At 73.3% G+C, this 17,010-nt stretch carries 13 protein-coding genes, 4 tRNA genes and 1 other RNA gene; 6 read left to right on the plus strand and 12 right to left on the minus strand.

Annotated elements, in window-relative coordinates; translation table 11 throughout:
- Positions 1-319 precede the first annotated feature (319 nt).
- From ACFRAV_RS17235 to ACFRAV_RS17250, 4 genes are all read right to left on the minus strand, one after another.
- Positions 320-694 carry a hypothetical protein gene (locus ACFRAV_RS17235; RefSeq protein WP_382556353.1) on the minus strand — a complete coding sequence of 125 codons (375 nt, stop codon included), beginning with the start codon at positions 692-694 and terminating at the stop codon, positions 320-322.
- 47 nt (positions 695-741) lie between these two features.
- Complete coding sequence (locus ACFRAV_RS17240; protein WP_382556275.1) at positions 742-1,020, minus strand: CopG family transcriptional regulator; 279 nt, start codon at positions 1,018-1,020, stop codon at positions 742-744.
- A gap of 53 nt (positions 1,021-1,073) precedes the next feature.
- On the minus strand, positions 1,074-1,814 hold the full coding sequence (locus ACFRAV_RS17245) for a hypothetical protein (protein WP_382556278.1): 741 nt from the start codon (positions 1,812-1,814) through the stop codon (positions 1,074-1,076).
- A 1,027-nt stretch (positions 1,815-2,841) separates the two neighbouring features.
- A tRNA-Ser gene (locus tag ACFRAV_RS17250) sits at positions 2,842-2,926 on the minus strand.
- A gap of 71 nt (positions 2,927-2,997) precedes the next feature.
- Between ACFRAV_RS17250 and ffs the strand changes: the two genes are divergently transcribed.
- From ffs to ACFRAV_RS17280, 6 genes are all read left to right on the plus strand, one after another.
- Positions 2,998-3,096: signal recognition particle sRNA small type (gene ffs, locus ACFRAV_RS17255), an RNA gene on the plus strand.
- Between the two features lie 78 nt (positions 3,097-3,174).
- Positions 3,175-5,502, plus strand: a complete 2,328-nt coding sequence (locus ACFRAV_RS17260; protein WP_382556279.1) for a DNA polymerase III subunit gamma and tau — start codon at positions 3,175-3,177, stop codon at positions 5,500-5,502.
- 147 nt (positions 5,503-5,649) lie between these two features.
- The gene (gene purD / locus ACFRAV_RS17265) at positions 5,650-6,903 is read left to right on the plus strand and encodes a phosphoribosylamine--glycine ligase (RefSeq protein WP_382556280.1); all 1,254 of its coding nucleotides are present in this window, start codon (positions 5,650-5,652) and stop codon (positions 6,901-6,903) included.
- 294 nt (positions 6,904-7,197) lie between these two features.
- Positions 7,198-9,207 (plus strand): hypothetical protein, encoded by a 2,010-nt coding sequence (locus ACFRAV_RS17270; protein WP_382556283.1) that lies wholly within the window; start codon positions 7,198-7,200, stop codon positions 9,205-9,207.
- A 224-nt stretch (positions 9,208-9,431) separates the two neighbouring features.
- Entirely contained in the window at positions 9,432-10,886 is a 1,455-nt protein-coding gene (locus ACFRAV_RS17275; RefSeq protein ID WP_382556284.1) for a N,N-dimethylformamidase beta subunit family domain-containing protein, read from the plus strand.
- Positions 10,887-11,073: 187 nt separating this feature from the next.
- Positions 11,074-11,973, plus strand: a complete 900-nt coding sequence (locus ACFRAV_RS17280) for a phosphoribosylaminoimidazolesuccinocarboxamide synthase (protein WP_382556287.1) — start codon at positions 11,074-11,076, stop codon at positions 11,971-11,973.
- 49 nt (positions 11,974-12,022) lie between these two features.
- On the opposite strand, the gene ACFRAV_RS17285 is transcribed toward ACFRAV_RS17280, so the two are convergent.
- The 8 genes from ACFRAV_RS17285 to ACFRAV_RS17320 form a co-directional block, all read right to left on the minus strand.
- Positions 12,023-12,098 (minus strand) — tRNA-Gly (locus ACFRAV_RS17285).
- Positions 12,099-12,121: 23 nt separating this feature from the next.
- Complete coding sequence (locus tag ACFRAV_RS17290) at positions 12,122-12,736, minus strand: response regulator transcription factor (RefSeq protein ID WP_351113853.1); 615 nt, start codon at positions 12,734-12,736, stop codon at positions 12,122-12,124.
- Entirely contained in the window at positions 12,733-14,109 is a 1,377-nt protein-coding gene (locus ACFRAV_RS17295) for a sensor histidine kinase (RefSeq protein WP_382556290.1), read from the minus strand. Before ACFRAV_RS17295 ends, ACFRAV_RS17290 begins: the two co-directional genes overlap by 4 nt.
- 43 nt (positions 14,110-14,152) lie before the next feature.
- Positions 14,153-14,959 (minus strand): ABC transporter permease, encoded by an 807-nt coding sequence (locus ACFRAV_RS17300; protein ID WP_382556292.1) that lies wholly within the window; start codon positions 14,957-14,959, stop codon positions 14,153-14,155.
- On the minus strand, positions 14,956-15,981 hold the full coding sequence (locus ACFRAV_RS17305) for an ABC transporter ATP-binding protein (protein ID WP_382556294.1): 1,026 nt from the start codon (positions 15,979-15,981) through the stop codon (positions 14,956-14,958). Before ACFRAV_RS17305 ends, ACFRAV_RS17300 begins: the two co-directional genes overlap by 4 nt.
- A 129-nt stretch (positions 15,982-16,110) precedes the next feature.
- Positions 16,111-16,186, minus strand: a tRNA-Gly gene (locus tag ACFRAV_RS17310).
- Positions 16,187-16,273: 87 nt separating this feature from the next.
- A tRNA-Gly gene (locus ACFRAV_RS17315) sits at positions 16,274-16,345 on the minus strand.
- Positions 16,346-16,508: 163 nt separating this feature from the next.
- Positions 16,509-16,829: an Lsr2 family protein gene (locus tag ACFRAV_RS17320; RefSeq protein WP_351113857.1), complete on the minus strand. Its 321-nt coding sequence runs from the start codon at positions 16,827-16,829 to the stop codon at positions 16,509-16,511.
- Positions 16,830-17,010 lie beyond the last annotated feature (181 nt).

Genomic DNA, 17,010 nt, shown 5'->3' on the forward strand with positions numbered 1-17,010 from the left:
AGCGGCAGAGCGAGGCGCGGAAAAGATCCTTATGCCGGAATTGAATGAGACCAGAACTGAGACCGGAGCATGCCGAGAACCCCGGCCGCTGAGCGGTCCGGGGTTCTCGTTTCGCCTGTTCAGGCGGCTGCGGAGGATGCGAGATTCGAACTCGTGAGGGGTTGCCGGGTTGCCCCCAACACGCTTTCCCAATGTTCGCTCCATCGTGCGTGGAAGCTCGGGTCCGTTCTGACCTGCGGCGGAGTGTTCAGGACGGCCTCGCCCGGACGGGTGCGGACGAGGCTGAACGAGACCAGAACCGAGACCAGCCGCCCTCTGCTCAGACCTTCTTCACGACGATCGTGTGCGGGACCAAGCGTTCCAGGTCGTCCGTGTCTGAGGTGAAGACGGTGACCTGGCCCTTCTGCCGGCGGGCGATGACGGCGAGGACAGCGTCGATGGCGTACTCGTGCCCGTGCAGCCCGGCGTCGGTGAGGAGCCGACGGGCCTGGCGGGCTTCGTCCTTACCGAGGTCGGCGACAGTGAGGCGGGAGAGAATCCAGTTCCAGCGCTGCTCCGTGATCCGGCCGTCGTGGGCCTCGATCAGCGTCATGGGCGAGGTGACCACCTCAGCCTCTCCGGAGGCCGCGAGATCGATCCACGCGATCATGGCGCGGTCGCCCCGTACGGCGAGGGAGAGCGCTTCGGAGTTCAGGACGAAGACACGCGCCGGCTTCTACCGCGCTGTGGTGATCCGTTTGCTCACGCTGCCTCTCCAGTGTGATGTCCGCCGGTGTCACGATGCCGGAGGTGCTCGGCGTCGAGTTCGTCGAGCTCCGCCAGGGCGGTGGCACGCTCGTCGCCGGTCACGGGACCGTGCTCTTCCTGCAGCCAGTCGGCCAACTCCCGCAGCCGGTCACGCTCGCGCTTGAAGCGCAGGGCATCGGCGACGTAGGCGGACAGACCCCTCTCCGTCGCCTCGGTGCGGATCTCGTCAAGGAGCTCCTCGGGAATCGTGACAGTCACCTTCTTGGTTGCCATACTCCACGCCATACTCATGGTGCTCTGCCCCGTACCACCCAACCGCAGGGCTGCTACTCGCTCTCCTTGATTACCTCGATCAGGACAAGCTCTCCGGCGTGCGCAGGGCGGAGAGACTCGGCCAGGTGCGTGGTGAGCCACGCGGCGGCTTCGAGAGACCACTCGGTCAGGCGCATGCAGCAGGTCAGGGCAGGTTCGAGCCCATATGCGCGGGCGCGCGACCGGGCCGCCGGTGTGAGGCCCCCAGCCGTCATAGGCATGACCCCTAGCAGAGCTTGCGACCCGCTCGGTGCCCATTCCCTGATTGCCGACAGTGCGCTGTCGCCTTCGGTGGAGTCCGGAAGAGCAAGACTGACGGTGACGTCGGTCTCCGCGCCTGGATCGGCGAGAGCCAGAACATCAGCCTGCAGAAGCGTGCTGTGGCCCGGACCAGCGGGATGCGTTGCAGCGCATACGAGCGGAGCGAGCACATGCAGCCCGGTTGCGATGGTTGTGCCAAGCCTCTCGAGGGCGCGTAGGAGAACATCGGCCATGGGCACGATGGGCAGCGACTGGCCGGGCAACGAGAGTACCGCTGCCTGGAGCCAGGCCAGTTCGCCTGTGCCTCCCGAAGTGGCGGGGGCTGCGCCACCGGCCTCGTGCTGTGCCCAGCGCTGCCCTTCAGGGGGCGGCTGATCGGAGCTCAGGGGAAAAGACCAGCCGTAGGCCGCGGCTTGCTTGAACGCCAGCGAATACAGGTCCTCGGTCGGCTCCGGCAGCCAAGGGTGCGGCACATGCCGCCCGTACAGGGCCACGAGCAACTCTTCGGGCGGAACATCTGCCGTGGCACCGCCAGGGCCGATCCGGCCCTCAGATCCCCGCGCCACAAGGAAGGTTCTGTGTCGCAGTGGTCAGTTTCCGTGGCGAATCCGCTCCGCCGAGAACGTCCACGTCGATCACGCTGCGCCATGCCGTGCGGGCGGCTCCCCGGCATGCCCTCCTGGCCGTTGCGCGCTTGCCGCTCCCGCCGCCTGACAGCACCTTCTTGCTGCCCTTTGCTACTTGCTTCCACTGCCCATGTGAGTCTTGGGCCTGCAGCCAGATTGTCACGACGGCCCTCACGCCGGGTTTGGCAGCATGTCCGGACCGCCCCACCCACCAGCCATGGGCTGAGGCTTCAGGCAGACCCGACGAGCGCGACACATGGACATGATCCGCCATGGTGGTGAACACGCCGACGTCACTCGCACCTGGTGGGCCCGAGGGCGTCGGGGTCGCTGCCACAGTGGCGGCCATTGTGGCCGGGGTCAGGGCAACTGCTGCGGCACGACCGTGCATGAGCACTCCGAACTCACGGTGGGACGACCATCGCATGGTGTCGAGTCGCTCGGCCCACCTCAAGGCCAGTCGTGCGTTTCCACCCGGCTGGCGGATCATCCCCGGCGATGCGACCTCCTCACCCCGTCCTGGTCGTCCTGAAGGAGCAGACGTGACTCAGAGAAACGCCAATGACCGACCTGGCATCGCTCGGCGGACCGAAGGCCGCGCCGCTCCTGTTCCGGGTCGGTGAGGGCGGCCTTGAGATCGCTGTACCCGGAGGCCCCGCCATGGCCCAGCAGCAGGTGGCTGGCGGCCTGCAGGTCCGGCAGTCCGTGTGGCGGCGGCCGCAGAGTCACGCCACGAGAAGACCGACTTCGCAGCACCTGCGCCGGGGATCGGAGCGCATGATGGGGAATGTCTTGAATGCCGGAAATAAACGAGACCGAAACCGAGACCAGGCAAGCTGAAGAGCCGGACCATGGATCATGGTCCGGCTCTTCGTTTCGCCTGTTCAGGCGGCTGCGGAGGATACGAGATTCGAACTCGTGAGGGGTTGCCCCCAACACGCTTTCCAAGCGTGCGCCCTAGGCCTCTAGGCGAATCCTCCGGGAAGAACATTACATGACTCGAGACAGTGGTCGCGAACTCGTTCTCCCCGGCCGGATCGGGTACCCTGTGCGGAGCCCCTCACGTGGCGCTATCTGACTGAACTCCCCCAGGGCCGGAAGGCAGCAAGGGTAGGTCGGCTCTGGCGGGTGCGTGGGGGGCGCTTACGTTCCCGGGTCCACCGGCGGTCGCTGTGGGGCTGTCCACAGGCCCTCCGGTATGTCGGCGCTCGCCTATAACCTCGTAGACGTGTCGTCTCTCGCGCTGTACCGCCGCTACCGTCCCGAGTCCTTCGCCGAGGTCATCGGGCAGGAGCATGTCACCGACCCGTTGCAGCAGGCGCTGCGCAACAACCGGGTCAATCACGCGTACCTGTTCAGCGGTCCGCGCGGCTGCGGCAAGACGACCAGCGCCCGCATCCTGGCCCGCTGCCTGAACTGCGAGCAGGGCCCCACCCCGACGCCGTGCGGAGAGTGCCAGTCCTGCCAGGACCTGGCGCGCAACGGCCCGGGCTCCATCGACGTCATCGAGATCGACGCCGCCTCGCACGGTGGTGTGGACGACGCCCGTGAGCTGCGGGAGAAGGCGTTCTTCGGTCCGGCGTCCAGCCGCTACAAGATCTACATCATCGATGAGGCGCACATGGTCACCCCGCAGGGCTTCAACGCCCTGCTGAAGGTGGTCGAGGAGCCCCCGGAGCACCTCAAGTTCATCTTCGCGACCACGGAGCCCGAGAAGGTCATCGGCACCATCCGCTCCCGGACGCACCACTACCCCTTCCGCCTGGTCCCACCGGGCACGCTGCGCGACTACCTCGGCGAGGTCTGCGGCAGGGAGCAGATCCCGGTCGAGGAGGGCGTGCTGCCGCTGGTGGTCCGCGCGGGCGCCGGCTCGGTCCGTGACTCGATGTCGGTGATGGACCAGCTCCTGGCCGGCGCGGGGGAGGCGGGCGTGACGTACGACATGGCCACCTCGCTGCTCGGCTACACCGACGCCTCCCTGCTGGACTCCGTCGTCGAGGCGTTCGCCACCGGTGACGGGGCGGCGGCCTTCGAGGTGGTCGACCGCATCATCGAGGGCGGCAACGACCCGCGGCGCTTCGTGGCGGACCTGCTGGAGCGGCTGCGCGACCTGGTGATCCTGGCGGCGGTCCCGGACGCGGCGGACAAGGGGCTGATCGACGCCCCGGCCGACGTGCTGGAGCGAATGGCGGCGCAGGCGTCGGTGTTCGGCCCGGCCGAGCTGAGCCGTGCGGCGGACATCGTCAATGAGGGCCTCGGCGAGATGCGGGGCACTGCCTCGCCGCGCCTGCAGCTCGAGCTGATCTGCGCGCGGGTGCTGCTGCCCGCCGCGTACGGGGACGAGCGGTCGCTGATGGCGCGGCTCGACCGGATGGAGCGGGGCATCAACTTCTCGGCGGGCGGCGGCGCCCCGGCCATGGGGTACACGCCGGGACCCGACGCGCACGGGCCCGCGGCCGCCCGGGCGGCGGCCCGCCCAGGTGGCGGTGCTTCGCAACCCGGCCCGCAGGCGGCCCCGTACGCCGGGCCCCAGGCCGCACCGCAGCAGGCACCGGCACCGCAGCAGGCGCCCGCCGCCGCGCAGGTACCCGCTCCCGCGCCGGAACATGCCGCGGCACAGGGCGCTCCGGCCCCCGGCGCGTGGCCCACGGCCGCCCCCGCCGGCGGCGGTCGCCGCCCCGGCGGCTGGCCCACCGCGGCAGCCGCGGGCAGCGGCGCACCCGCGGCACGCCCGTCCGCTCCCGCCCAGGCCCAGGCCCCGGCGCAGCCCCCGGCCCCGGCGCAGGCCCACGGCGCGCCCCCGTCCGCGCCCGCCGCCGCGCCTCTTCAGACGCCGCCCGCGGGCGGGCTGGACCCGCGCACCCTGTGGCCCAACATCCTCGAGGCGGTGAAGAACCGCCGCCGGTTCACCTGGATCCTGCTCAGCCAGAACGCCCACGTGGCGGGCTTCGACGGCACGACGCTCCAGATCGGCTTCGTCAACGCCGGCGCCCGGGACAACTTCTCCGGCAGCGGCAGCGAGGACGTCCTGAAGGCGGCGCTGGCCGAGGAGTTCAACGTCCAGTGGAAGATCGACGCCGTGATCGACCCCAGCGGCGGCTCCGCGCCGCCGGCCGGGGGCGGCGGCCCCGGCGGCGGCGGAGCCTACGGAGGCGGCGGCTTCCCAGGAGGCGGCGGCTTCGGCGGCGGACAGCCCGGCGGCGGCCCCGGTGGGGGGCCTGGAGGCGGTCAGCCCGGTGGCGGTCCCGACGGCGGCTTCGCCGGAGGCGCCCCGGGCGGCGGAGCCACGGCGTACCAGCGCCCCGCGCCGCCCCAGCAGGCGTCCGCCCCGTCCCCGCAGGCGCAGCAGCAGGCCCCCGCCCCCCGGCGGGACCGCTCGGCCGCGCCGCCGCAGGAGGCGCCCGCTCCGGCCCCCGAGCCGCGAAGACACGTGGCGCCGGAGGACGACACACCGGCCCCGGACGACCCGGACCTCGACGAGTCGGCCCTCTCCGGCCACGAGCTGATCGTGCGGGAACTCGGCGCGACGGTCGTCGAAGAGGTCGTGCACGAGTAGCGGCCGGGCAAGAGGTTGTTCACGAGTAGCGGCCGGGCCTGACGGGGAGGGAAGCCCCGTCGGGTTGGAGGAAGCTCCGACACCGGCGGCCGTCCACGCCGGGCGGTGCCTACAAGAGGCGCCCGGCGCGCCCGTTAGGCTGAGCACGTGAAGGTCCTCGTCATCGGCAGCGGTGCCCGCGAACACGCCCTGTGCCGCTCCCTGTCCCTCGATCCCGCCGTCACCGCGCTGTACTGCGCCCCCGGCAACGCAGGTATCGCCGAGGTGGCGGAGCTGCACGCGGTCGACGCCAACGACGGCGCGTCCGTCACCGACCTCGCCCGGCGGCTCGAAGCCGATCTGGTGGTGGTCGGGCCCGAGGCCCCGCTGGTGGCCGGCGTCGCCGACGCCGTCCGCGCGGCCGGCGTCCCGGTCTTCGGCCCGTCCGGCGAGGCCGCGCGGCTGGAGGGCTCCAAGGCGTTCGCCAAGGACGTGATGGCCGCCGCCGGCGTCCCCACCGCCCGCTCCTACGTGTGCGTCACCGCCGAGGAGGCCGCCACGGCGCTGGACGCGTTCGGCGCGCCCTACGTGGTCAAGGACGACGGCCTCGCCGCCGGCAAGGGCGTCGTGGTCACCGACGACCTCCAGGCCGCCAAGGAGCATGCCGCCGCCTGCGAGCGCGTGGTCGTCGAGGAGTTCCTGGACGGTCCCGAGGTCTCGCTCTTCGCCATCACCGACGGCACCACCGTGGTCCCGCTGCAGCCCGCGCAGGACTTCAAGCGCGCGCACAACGACGACCAGGGCCCCAACACCGGCGGCATGGGCGCCTACTCCCCGCTGCCCTGGGCCGACCCGGCCCTGGTGGACGAGGTCATGGCGTCGGTGCTCCAGCCCACCGTCGACGAGATGCGCCGCCGCGGCACCCCGTTCTCCGGCCTGCTCTACGCGGGCCTGGCGATCACCTCGCGCGGCGTGCGGGTGATCGAGTTCAACGCCCGCTTCGGCGACCCGGAGACCCAGGTGGTCCTGGCCCGGCTGCGGACCCCGCTGGCCGGCGTGCTGATGGCCGCCGCCACGGAGAACCTGGGCGACCTGGAGCCGCTGCGCTGGAGCGAGGAGGCCGCGGTCACCGTGGTCGTCGCCTCGCACAACTACCCCGGCACCCCCCGCACCGGGGACCCGATCACCGGTCTGGACGAGGTCGCCGAGAAGGACGCCCCGCACGCCTACGTGCTGCACGCCGGCACCCGGCGCGAGGGCGACGCGGTGGTCAGCGCCGGCGGCCGGGTGCTGTCGGTCACCGCGACCGGCTCCGACCTCACCGAGGCCCGCGACCGCGCCTACACGGCGGTGGCCCGGATCAACCTCGACGGGTCCCAGCACCGCACCGACATCGCGCTCAAGGCGGCCATGGACGCCTGATCCACCGCCTCGCGGCAGCCCCAGGGCCCCGGATTCCCCGCCTCCTCCAGGCGCCGGAATCCGGGGCCTGATCTTTGCGCTGCGTCATCCACCTTTCCCCAAAGCCATTCCATCGAGTGAGCGATGGCCGGTATGGCTGACTGGGGTCCGCACCGTGACTAGTGTGCCCCGCGAGCGTTCCGGCACTTGGCCCACAGGCATTGCGCTGTCCTGGCCCGGTGCCACAGTGGGGGCATGGACAACGAGGCCAGGCGACGGACAGGCGACGCACACGTGAGGGGGTGAGGTCCGGTCGTGACCGGTACGGGCGTGGAGACCGGCGCACCGGGCGCGCGCTCACGGGCGCTCGCCGTGCTGCGCGTGCGGGGCTGGGCGCTGGCGGCGGCGCTGCTGCCCGCCGGGGTGTGCGTGGTGCTGCTGACCGGGGACGCCACCGGCCGGTTCACCGGGCCCGCCTGGGACGTCGTGCGCCTGGTGACGGGCGTCCTGGCGCTGCTGGCGCTCGCCGCCGCCGCCGTCGTCTCGCTGGTCGTCGCCCGCTCCCGCCCGGCCACCAGCCCGACGGTGCCGATCCCGGAGCGCTCGGCGCCCGACCTCTACCGGCTGGTCCGTGACCTCGCCGACCGGCTGGGCGTCCCGGCGCCCTCCTCCATAGAGCTGACCCCGGACTGCGACAGCTGGCTGGAGGACCGCTCGCATCCGTCGCACGAGGCCGCCTCCGGCCGCCGGACGTCCGTGCTGCGCAGGCTGGCCGAACCGCACCGGCGCGACCGGACGGCTCCGGTGCTGGTGATCGGCTCGCCCTTCCTGTGGTGGATGCGGGTGGGTGAACTGCGTGCGGTGCTCGCCCCCGTGGTCGCCGGCACCGGTCCCTCCGCCCACCCGGACATAGCCGCGGCCCGCCGCTTCGTGCGGGGTCTGGACGCGGCGATGGCCGTGACCGCGGACCCGCAGCGCAGTGGGCCCGCCCGGCTGGTGCTGGGCGGGGTGGCCCGCGTGGTGCGGCTGATGCTGCGTGGCTGCGCGCCGCACGCCGCGGAGATGGAGCGCGGGGTGGCCGCGGCCGCCGCGGAGCGTGCACAGGCTGTGGACCACGGGCTGCGGGTCGTCGCCCAGGAGCAGGTGGGGCTCGCCTACGCGGGCTGGGACCGGCTGCTCACCCGGGTCGCGCAGCCGGCCTGGCGGATGCGGCGCTGGCCGGCCCGGCTGGACGTCGGCGTGGTCGCCGCGCTCACCGAGCTGTCCCGCCGTGACCGGCTGGCCGAGGGCTTCACCTCCCGGCTCGGCGACCGGCCCGCCTGCGACCTGCTGGAGGAGCCGGGCGCGATCGACGAGGCGGCCTCGCTGCTGGCGGCCCGCCTCTTCCACGGCGCCCCCGCCGGGTCGGGCGGACAGTGGGCCCCGGTGGAGTGGCAGGAGTACCCGGAGGAGGTCGTGGACCGCGCGTGGCGTGCCGACGCCGACCGGCTCCACCGCGTCCTGGACGCGCTGGGCCCCCACCAGACCCCCGGCGACCGCACCCTCTCCCGCGTCCTCGACCACCTCACCACCCCCACCGCCCCGACCCCCGACGCCGGGGGCGAGACCCCGGCCGCCGCCCCGGCCGCCGCCCCGGCCGCCGCCGCCGTCCCGTCCTCGACCAGCCCCACGCCGCCCACCGACGGCGCGCCCGCCGACACCGCACCCCGGGGCGACACCCCGGGCGACGACACACCGGGCGACGCGGCCCCCGCAGCCACCGCCGGCACCGACGCGACCCTGGGCACCTCACCCCCGTCCCCCGCCTCCACCCCCATGGCCGACGAGGCCGAGGCCACCCACCCCTGGGCGGAGCCCGACGAGCCGTACGAGCTCGGCGACCCCGACGGCGGCGACCCGCTGCGGGACAACGAACGCGCCGCCGCCCTGGCCGCCGGGCTCACCGCCGAACTGGCCCGCGAGGAGGCCCAGGCCGCGCGCGAGGGCGGTGGCGGGCCGGCGGCCGCTGCCGGTGGGCCGGGCGCCGGGTCGACCTGGTGGGACGACGGGCGGCTCCCGCTGCTGCCGCCCCCACCGCCCCGCTCCGGCCGGGACCTGCTCGCCGACCACGTCGCCGCCTTGGTCTGCTGCGCCGCCGTGGACACGGCCGGAGCCGCGCCGGGCCTCGACTGGCTGGACGGCCCCGCCCTCCTGGTGCGCGGCGAGCGCGTCGGTGACCTGGGCGCGCGGGTGCTGAGCCTGGTCGAGGAGGGGGACCCCATGCCCCTGCGCGCCTGGCTGCGCGACCTGGGCGTCCGTGCGGAGAAACCGGTACGGCTGGGGTGACCGCGCCGGGGGGCGCGGGACCGCCCGCGAGGGAAAGGAACGGCACCGCCCGTGGGGGAAGGCACGGCATCACCCGCCGGGACGAGAACCAGGGGACCCGCCCGGCGGGACGAGGGACCGCACCACCGCCCGGCGGACGGGACGACACCGCCGCCGAGGACGGGACGACACCGTCCGGCGGGGGAGCGGGACGCACGACGAACACGAGGGAGGGGGAGCGGTTCATGGACCCTGAGCGGATCCGCCGCTGGGAGTCGGGGGCGCTGGCGCACGGTGTGACGGACCCGTTCGGACTGGGGCCGTTACCGTGGCTGCGCGGCGGCGAGACGTACTTCGACGACACCGGCCAGGTGGTTCCCTGGTACGTCGACGAGCCGGGCCCGCGCCCGGCGGGGCCCCGCCCCGCCGACGACGTGCGCCGCCAGATCAAGGGCTTCGCCTCGCCCGGCGCCGTCGCGCCCGGGGAGCCGATCGACTTCCGCGTCACCGTCGAGCCGCCCCAGGAGTTCGGCATCGACGTCTACCGGATCGGCCACTACGGCGGCGACGGCGCGACCAAGGTGACCAGCAGCCCCCGGCTGGCCGGCCTGGTGCAGCCTGCGCCGCTGGTCGCCGACCGGACCGTCTCCTGCCACCACTGGTGGCTGTCCTGGCGGCTCACCGTGCCCGCCGACTGGCAGCTCGGCGCGTACGTCGCCGTACTGACCACCGCCGACGGCCACCGCTCCCACGTCCCGTTCACGGTCCGCGACAACCGCCCCGCCGACCTGCTGCTCCTGCTGCCCGACATCACCTGGCAGGCGTACAACCTGTACCCGGAGGACGGCGTCACCGGCGCCAGCCTCTACCACGCCTGGGACGACGAGGGCCGGCTGCTCGGCGAGTCCGGGGCGGCCACCACCGTCTCCTTCGACCGCCCCTACGCAGGCGCCGGACTTCCCCTGCACGTCGGCCACGCCTACGACGTGATCCGCTGGGCCGAGCGCTACGGCTACGACCTCGCCTACGCCGACGCTCGCGACCTGCACGCCGGCCGCGTCGACCCGGGCCGTTACCGGGGCCTGGTGTTCCCCGGCCACGACGAGTACTGGTCCCGGCCGATGCGACGGACCGTGGAGCTCGCGCGCGACCAGGGCACCTCGCTGGTCTTCCTGTCGGCCAACACCCTGTACTGGCAGGTGGAGCTGGGCCCCTCCGCCCCCGGGGAGCCGGACCGGCTGCTCACCTGCCGCAAGCGCCGGGGACCGGGCCGCCCGGTGCTGTGGCGGGAGGTCGACCGGCCCGAGCAGGAACTGCTCGGCATCCAGTACGGCGGCCCGGTGCCCGAGCCCGCCCCGCTGATCGTCCGCAACGCCGGCCACTGGCTCTGGGAGGGCGCCGGGGTCCGGGACGGCGAGGAGATCCCCGGGCTGGTCGCCGGCGAGGCCGACCGCTACTTCCCGCGCGCCCCGCTGCCCGCCCACGACGAGCGGGTGCTGCTCGCCCACTCGCCGTACCCGGACGCCGCGGGCGTGCGGCGCCACCAGGAGACCTCGCTGTACCGGGCGCCCTCGGGCGCGCTGGTCTTCGCCTCCGGGACCTTCGCCTGGTCCCCGGCCCTCGACCGGCCCGGTCACGTCGACCCGCGGATCCAGAAGGTCACCGCCAACCTGCTGGACCGCATCTGCAAGAGGGACTGAACGGTTCCCCCACGGCGGCTGAACGGTTCCCTCCCGCGGCCGAACGGTTCCCCTCCGGCGAGGGACGGCCACGCCCCGCCCCAGGCCGGCAGCGGACGGCCGCGCCCCGCCCGAGGCCCCCCGGACTGCCTCGGATCTCCCGGTACGGGAGAATCGGGGGCATTGGACCAAACCACGGGGAGGAACCGTGTCCGGATTCGTCGAAAAGCCCGAGCCGGTGCAGGTGCCGGGCCTGGTGCATCTGCACACCGGCAAGGTGCGCGACCTGTACCGCAACGAGGCGGGCGACCTCGTGATGGTCGCCAGCGACCGCATCTCCGCCTACGACTGGGTGCTGCCCACCGAGATCCCCGACAAGGGGCGCGTGCTCACCCAGCTCTCCCTGTGGTGGTTCGACCAGCTCGCCGACCTGGTGCCCCACCACGTCCTGAGCACCGAGGTCCCGGCCGGCGCGCCCGCCGAGTGGGCGGGCCGCACCACGATCTGCAAGAACCTCGAGATGGTGCCGGTCGAGTGCGTCGCTCGCGGCTACCTGACCGGCTCCGGCCTGGCCGAGTACCGCGAGTCCCGCACGGTCTGCGGTCTCGCCCTGCCCGAGGGCCTGGTGGACGGCTCCGAACTGCCCGCCCCCATCTTCACCCCGGCCACCAAGGCCGAGGTCGGCGAGCACGACGAGAACGTCGCCTACGAGGAGGTCGCCCGCAAGGTCGGCGCCGAGGTCGCCGCGCTGCTGCGCCAGACCACGCTCGCCGTCTACGGCCGCGCCCGTGACGTGGCCCGCGACCGCGGGATCGTCCTGGCCGACACCAAGTTCGAGTTCGGCTTCGAGGGCGACCGGCTGATCATCGCCGACGAGGTGCTCACCCCGGACTCCTCCCGCTTCTGGCCGGCCGACGTCTGGGAGCCGGGCCACGCCCAGCCGTCCTACGACAAGCAGTTCGTCCGCGACTGGCTGACCTCGGACGCCTCCGGCTGGGACCGCCACGGCGAGCAGCCGCCGCCGGCCCTCCCGCAGGAGATCGTCGACGCGACCCGCGCCAAGTACCTCGAGGCGTACGAGCGCCTGACCGGCCTCGCCTGGAGCTGAGGCCCCGGTACGCCGAAGGCCCCGGTCGGATGACCGGGGCCTTCGGAACTGGAGCGGACGACGAGGCTCGAACTCGCGACCTCAACCTTGGCAAGGTTGCGCTCTACCAACTGAGCTACGTCCGCCTTGCGCCGTGGCGCGAGAGCAACTATACCCAACCTCGCTCACGAGCGGTACGCGCCGCTGTGTGACGGTTCTCCGCCCCCAGCTTGGAGACGGCCGACGACAGGTAGTTGCGGACCGTGCCGGGGGAGAGCCCGGCCCGCTCCGCGATCTCGGTGACGGGCGCCCCGTCCGAGGCCAGGTCCAGCACCTCGGCCTCCCGCGCGGTCAGCGGCGAGTCCCCGGCGGAGATCGCGTCCGCCGCCAACTCCGGGTCGACGTAACGGTTCCCCGCGTGCACGGTGCGGATGATCTCGGCCAGGCGGCGCGCGCTCACCGTCTTCGGCACGAACCCGCGCACCCCCGCCGCCAGCGCCCGCTTGAGGTGGCCGGGCTGCCCGTGGCTGGTCACCACCAGGACCCGGCACTCCGGCAGTTCGGCGCGCAGGGCTGTGGCCACCTTCACACCGTCCGCCCCCGGCATCTGCAGGTCGAGGACGGCCACGTCGGGCCGGTGCGCCCGCGCCATGGCCAGCGCCTCCGGGCCGGTGGCGGCCTCGGCGACCACCACCAGGTCCTCCTCCAGGGCGAGCAGCGCGGCCAGCGCGCCGCGGATCAGGTGCTCGTCGTCGGCGAGCAGCAGACGTACCGGTGCGCTCACGAGGCCGCCTCCAGCACGGCATCGTGCCCGGTCCCGGGCCGGACTCCGGCGCCGAGCGCCCGGGCCGGAACCTCGGCCACCAGCCGGAACGTCCCGCCGTCCACTCCTCCGCCCTCGTTCCCGCCCACGCCTACGCCCTCGCCGCCGCGCACGCCCCCGCTCCCGTCGCCTTGGCCTTCGCCGTCTTCGACGCCCTCGACGCCTCCGCCGTCTTCGCCGCCTTCGTCCCGGGACCCGCCCCTCCCTGCGGTGAGCGTCCCGTCCACCTCGGCGAGGCGTTCGCGCAGCCCGGCCAGCCCCGAGCCGCCCGTGCTCGCGACGCCCTCGGCGCCGTCGTTCTCCACCACCAGCCTCACCCGTCCGTCCTCCGCCGCGGCGGTCACCGCGCACCACTGGGCGTTCCCGTGCCGCAGCACGTTGGTCGTCGCCTCCCGCACCACCCAGGCCAGCGCGGACTGCACCTCGGCGGGCAGGTCCATGTCGGCGACGGACACCTCGCACCGGATCCCGGCCGCCTCCAGCACGCCCTGCGCGCCGGCGATCTCGGTCCCCAGGTCGGCCCGGCGGTAGCCGCGCACCACCGCGCGCACCTCACGCTGCGACTCCTGCGCGATCCGCTCCACCTCGGTCATCTGGTCCACGGCCTCGGGCCGCCCGCGCCGCGCCAGCTCCACGGCGAGTTCCGCCTTGAGCGCGATCACCGCGAGGTTCCGTCCCAGTACGTCGTGCAGGTCCCGTCCGAACCGCAGCCGCTCCTCGGCCACCGCCAGCCGGGTCCGGTTCTCCCGCGCTTCGTCCAGTTCGTAGACGGCGTCGAGCAGCCAGACCGAGAAGATTGAGGTGAAGGCCATGAACCCGGTGAGGAGCAGTACCAGGACGGACACCGCCAGGGCGGCGGTGAGCGGCATGCCGCCGGCGAGTGCCACCGCGCCCGTTCCCGCACCGAACCCGGCCACCACGGCGGGGACCCTGGTCCGGTCGCGGACGCCGAGGACCGTGATGCCGCCACCGAAGGCGAGCATGAGCGAGAAGGCCGCCCCGGCCGTCTCCCCGACGTGTTCCTCGTCCGCCCGCGCTGCCAGAAGCAGGGCGGCGGCGGCCAGCACCGCGGTCGTCGCCCCCAGCGCGTACACCAGGCGGCGCGGCTGGTGGCGAGTGCCGCGGGTCCAGTCCAGGGCACGGGAGGCGGTCAGCGCGCACAGCGCCCCGTGGCCCATCAGAGCCAGCACCACCGGCACCGCTCCCGGAAGCCCCAGCGGGGTGGCCACCGGAACGGCGAACCCCCCCTCGGCCAGTGCCAAGCCGTGGAACGTCCACCGTGTGTACGTCTCCACCTTTGCCGGAGTGCTCTTCTTCCCCCACCACTGCCGCACGCGTCGTCCCCTCTCCTCCGTCGGCGCCGTCGGCTCCGCCGCCTCAGCGCCGCGGGTCCCAGCGGAACCACCGCCGTACAGCAAACACCGCCACGACCACCCAGACCAAGGCCGTGCCCACGGCGGTCAGCGCCTCGGCGGCGGTCATGGTGCCGAGCCAGCCGTCGCGGATCAGACGGATGGCCGGGGACAGCGGCAGCAGGTCGAGCACCGCGGCGACCCGGTCGGGCATGACCTCGGTCGGGAAGGTCATGCCGGAGCTGATCACCGTCACGAAGAGGAACGGCATCGAGCTGACCTGGCTGCTCTCCACCGTCCTGGTGAGCCCCGCCGTGGCCGCGGCCAGCGCCGCGCACAGCAGGGCGCCCAGGACGATGCCGAGCACCAGCAGGTGCGGAGCGCGGGGGGCGCCGATGTCCAGCAGCACGGCGCAGGCGACGCCCAGCAGCACTGACTGGACCAGGCTGACGGCGAGGACCGGGGCGGCGGTCCCGCCGAGGATCTCGGCGTCGGACGCCTCACCGGTGCGCAGCCGCTTGAGCACCAGCTCCTCGCGGCGGGAGACGAAGGTGGACACCAGGGTGGCGTAGACGGCGAAGAGCATCGAGAAGCCGATGCCGGCGGACAGCATCATCACGCCCAGGCTGAGCCCGTGGGCCGCCAGGTCGACCTCGCGCATGCCCAGTTGCACGCTGAACGGCAGCACCAGCGGTATCAGCATCGCCGTGATCACCGCGCTGCGGTTGCGCAGCAGTAGCGTGAACTCGGCCCGGGCCAGGGCCCGCAGGCGTCCGGGGGGAGTGGTCGCGCCCCGGCGGGCGGAGCCGGCGGCGGTGGTGGGGGTGCTCATGCGGTCTTCTCCGTCTCCCGAGCGGTGTCCTGTCCCGTGGCGGTGCCCTGCCCCGTGGTGGGCCCGGTGACCGCCGCCGCGGGGTCGCGGTGTCCGCCGGCCTCACGGGCGATGTCGAGGAACGCCTCCTCCAGCGAGGCGGAGCGCACGTCGAGCCGGCGCAGTTCGACGCCCTCGCCGGCCGCCCAGCTCAACAGGGCGGTGGCGGTGCGCTGGAGTTCACGGGTGTGCAGGCGCAGCAGCGACCCCTCGGTGTGGTGGTCGACGACGCCCATCGGGGCCAGCGGCGGCAGGTCGCCCGGCAGGAGCCCCGCGGGCAGCTCGAAGGAGATCCGGGAGGGCCGGGTGGCGGTCACCTCGGCGGGCGTCCCGGCGACGGCGATCCGGCCGTCGTGCAGGATGGCCAGCCGGTCGGCGAGGTCCTCGGCCTCCTCCAGGTAGTGCGTGGTCAGCAGCACGGTGGTGCCCTGGTCGCGCAGGGCGCGGACCAGGTCCCAGGTCTCGCGGCGGCCCTCCGCGTCCAGGCCGGTGGTCGGCTCGTCGAGGAACAGCACCTCGGGGTCGCCCAGCAGGGCCAGCGCCAGGTCCAGGCGACGGCGCTCGCCCCCGGAGAGCTGCTTGACCTTCACGTCCGCCCGGCCGCGCAGGCCGACCAGCTGGAGCACCTCACCCTCCGGCCGGGCGCCGCTGGTGCAGCCGGCCCACATCCGCGCCGTCTCCGCGACCGTCAGCTCGGAGGGGAAGCCGCCCTCCTGGAGCATCACGCCGGTCCGGGGCCGGACGGCCGCGCGGTCCGCGTACGGGTCGTGGCCGAGGACCCGGATCCGGCCGCCGGCCGGGCGGTCCATGCCCTCCAGCAGTTCCACCGTCGAGGTCTTGCCCGCACCGTTGGTGCCGAGCAGCGCGAAGATCTCGCCCCGGCCCACCGAGAAGGAGATGCCCCGCACCGCCTCGTAGCCGCCCTTGTAGACGCGGCGCAGGTCGGTGACCTCGATCACCTGCTCGCGTTCGCTGATGTCCATGGCCCCAGCATTCCGTCGGGCGGGGACCGGTGACAGTGCCTGCTGTCATCGGCTCGTATGACAAATGTCAGCAGGCCGCAATCCGGGAAACGCCGAAGGCCCCGGTCGACTGACCGGGGCCTTCGGAACTGGAGCGGACGACGAGGCTCGAACTCGCGACCTCAACCTTGGCAAGGTTGCGCTCTACCAACTGAGCTACGTCCGCATTGCCTCCGACCGGCTTTCACCGATCGGCGCGAGCACCAGCCTACCGGATGCGGAGGGGTACTCCGGACCGGATCGGCCGATGAAGAGCGGGTGACAGGGATCGCACACTGCGCCTCCCCCCTGGAAGGGGGGTGTTCTACTACTGAACTACACCCGCACGGTTCGGGGTTTCGGCCTTCCGGCCTCGCCCCTCGGCGTGCCTGAACTCTAACTGATCACCCGGGGTGCTGCGCAAGTCCATTCGCCGGAGGGGCGCGCGACGCGCCGGATCCACCCGGACCGGGCGCCGTGGCGGGTGCCCGGCAGGCGGCCGCGCCCCGTCAGCTCCGCGCCGCCGCGAACGCCTCGTACACCCGCTTGGGGATGCGGCCGCGGGCCGGCACCTCCATGCTGTGCGCCTGGGCCCAGGCCCGCACGGCCGCCGGGTCGGGCGCGACCTCGGTCTGCCGGTAGACCTTTCCGGAACGCGCGCGCTTACGGCCCGCCTCGACGTACGGGGCGAGCGCGTCGCGCAGCTTCCCAGCATTCGTTTCGTTCAGGTCGATCTCGTACGTCCGGCCGTCGAGGCCGAAAGCGACCGTTTCCGCCGCCTGTGAGCCGTCGATGTCGTCGGAGAGGGTGACCACGACACGCTGAGCCACGAATATCGGTCCTTTCCTGCGGGACCCCGTCGGTTCCCGGATGCCGTCGAACGGCGTGACGTGCCGAAACGTCGTCCGGGACGCGCCGTGGACCACCGGGCCGTCCGGTTGTGACGGCCGAATGTCCTCCGGCCGATAATTACTTTGTACAGGGCCGGTCGTCATAAGGGGAAGTACGGGG

The organism is Streptomyces sp. NPDC056600, from assembly GCF_042792855.1.
Classification (GTDB): domain Bacteria; phylum Actinomycetota; class Actinomycetes; order Streptomycetales; family Streptomycetaceae; genus Streptomyces.